General features: G+C 68.7%; 4 protein-coding genes. 2 read left to right on the forward strand and 2 right to left on the reverse strand.

Annotated features, from left to right (window positions below):
* Nucleotides 1–200: hypothetical protein (locus ABZ656_RS57555; RefSeq protein ID WP_360280687.1), on the reverse strand; the 200-nt coding region annotated here is incomplete at its 3' end.
* A 519-nt stretch (nt 201–719) separates the two neighbouring features.
* Between ABZ656_RS57555 and ABZ656_RS57560 the strand changes: the two genes are divergently transcribed.
* Nucleotides 720–1,055, forward strand: a complete 336-nt coding sequence (locus ABZ656_RS57560) for a hypothetical protein (RefSeq protein WP_101408635.1) — start codon at nt 720–722, stop codon at nt 1,053–1,055.
* Nucleotides 1,056–1,438: 383 nt separating this feature from the next.
* On the opposite strand, the gene ABZ656_RS57565 is transcribed toward ABZ656_RS57560, so the two are convergent.
* Complete coding sequence (locus ABZ656_RS57565) at nt 1,439–1,798, reverse strand: helix-turn-helix domain-containing protein (RefSeq protein WP_101408634.1); 360 nt, start codon at nt 1,796–1,798, stop codon at nt 1,439–1,441.
* A gap of 91 nt (nt 1,799–1,889) precedes the next feature.
* Here ABZ656_RS57565 and ABZ656_RS57570 point away from each other — a divergent pair.
* Nucleotides 1,890–2,249 (forward strand): alcohol dehydrogenase catalytic domain-containing protein (locus ABZ656_RS57570; protein WP_360280690.1); only part of this gene is annotated, 360 nt, incomplete at its 3' end.

The raw sequence follows: 2,249 nt of genomic DNA on the forward strand, positions 1-2,249 counted from the left end.
AGACCAAACGGAATGTTGTACGTCCCCGTCCGACCCTCAACCTGATACAGAAACCACAAACGACGCTGAGCAAACGACAACGGCACCACAACCGGGGCTGGTGCGTCCTGGGCTTCGGAAGCTGTTGAAATCCCCTGCTCCGGAGCCTCCCCTGCGGAGTCGTCGGGGCCAGCAGGCGGAGGGAATGCGGTGTCGTGCATTTTGTATCCTCGGAGTCGATGCGTTCAATGATGCGCGTTCGATGATGCGCGGATGATTCCAGTCGCGAATATGTGTGCCGGGCGCGGGCGCAACGAGCCGGTCTACCGCCCCGCCGCCGGATCAGCCGCCCGCCGCGTCGGTAAGGGCGCTGGCCGGTACGCCGCCGAGCAGTACCGGGCCGGTCTGCCGACGTCCCCCTCCGCAAGTGCCGTCCCGCAGCGCCGGCACTCCACCTCTCCCAGCACCGACGCGCTCACCATCGCCACCTCCGACCGTGCTGCTGAGACGGCCTCGCATCACAGGTCCTCCTGGACGAATCAACCAGTGCCTCGTTGCTCAGGTGTTATCTGGCGCTGCGCTGAACTCCGGATCGATGATGCTGCCGGTGCCTCTCGGACTTACGGCAGAAACCGGCATCAGTGCCCAAATGATCTGTCAACTCTGCCCTTCCGCCCAAGGCCCGCACCCGCGACGCCGCGCAGCGGCAGATCACCACTCTGCTCGGTGACGCGCAGCGAGTGCGGGAGCCGGCGGCGACGGCCCCGGCCGAGGCACGTGATCTGCTGGACAGGCTGGTGGCAGGCCCCGCGCTGCTGCGCACCCCCTGCTTCACCACCCAGTACGGCCGCTACGCAGGCCCTCACTCCAAGTTCCTCTTCCGGACCGGGGGATCCGGCGACCCGGGCACCGACTGGCTGGCCGAGCGGGGCCTGGTGGTGCCGGTCGGCACCGATCTGGCGGAGCTGCCCTACGAAGTCGGCCGTGCCCTGCGTGACGATGACGCTCGGCCTGCCTTCCACCCCGCCCCGCCGCCGCCCGCCCGGATGTTGCCGACCGGCTGCTACGACCATTGAGCGGCGTGCATCGTGAAGGCGCAGGTCACGGGTCTGGCGTGAATGGCGAGTTGGGTACTCGTGCCGGTCGGAGGCCGATGACCATGGTGTAGATCATCGGGCAGGTCCGGCTCCGGCGGGATGCCGGGTTCGGCTGCGCCCACGACCGGCCCCCGCCGACAGAGATGTCGCGTCCGCCGTGGACCCCGCACTTGACCTCGTGCACTGCACCTGAGGTGAGACTGGTGAGACGCTCCTGGTCGTGGCCAGGACCACCACCTGGATGGGGCAGGTCGTCCAACGCATCGAGAGCCCGCAGACCGGCGCGGCCGGGCCGATACCGTGTAGAGGCCGAGAAGGTGCTCACTGCCCTGGCGGGGGCCTCAGTCGCTAGGAGCGACCGGCTAGGGATCGGCGTCGAACGCATTGAGCACTGCGTCGCCGTTCGCCCTCGCCCACTCGGTCAGCATGTGGATCGGATCGATCAGCGTCGCCCCGAGCGGGGTGAGCTCGTACTCGACGCGGGGCGGTACCTCGGCGTAGGCGTGGCGGCGGATGAGTCCGTGCGCCTGGAGCCGTCGGAGCGTCTGGGTGAGCATCTTGCGGGAGATGCCGCCGATCAGCTCGATCAGCTCGCCATGGCGCACCGGGCCCTTGCTGAGGCCGTAGAGCACGACCGCCGTCCACTTGTCGGCGATCAGCTCGACCGCCAGACGCGCCGGACAGTCGGCGAGAAAGGGATCACCGGGACCGAAACCGCTCATGCCGCCAAAGGTACCTGCGCCAGAGGTACCTGGTGGTTCCTGTCGGAAACCTAGCCTGGGTTCTCTCCCCCTTTTCAAAGCCAGGAGAGTCATGCGAGTCATCACCCAGCAGACGCTCGGCGGTCCCGAGGTGCTCACCATCGTGGACGCGCCCGAGCCCCGGCCCCTTCCGACGGAGGTTCTCGTCCGCGTCAAGGCGATCGGGCTGAACCCGCTGGAGGCGCGCCTGCGCGCCGGCGAGTTCCCGCTGATCGGCCGGCCGCCGTTCATCCTCGGCTGGGACATCAGCGGCGTGGTCGAACAGGCGCCGGGGACGTGGCGGTTCAGGCCCGGTGACGAGGTGTTCGGGATGTCGCTGTTCCCGCGGGCGGCGAGCGCGTACGCCGAGGTCGTGTCGGCGCCGGCGTTGCACCTGGCACGCAAGCCGGCGTCGCTCTCGCACGTCGAGGCG

The sequence above is a fragment of the Streptomyces sp. NPDC007095 genome, from assembly GCF_040634475.1.
GTDB lineage: Bacteria > Actinomycetota > Actinomycetes > Streptomycetales > Streptomycetaceae > Streptomyces.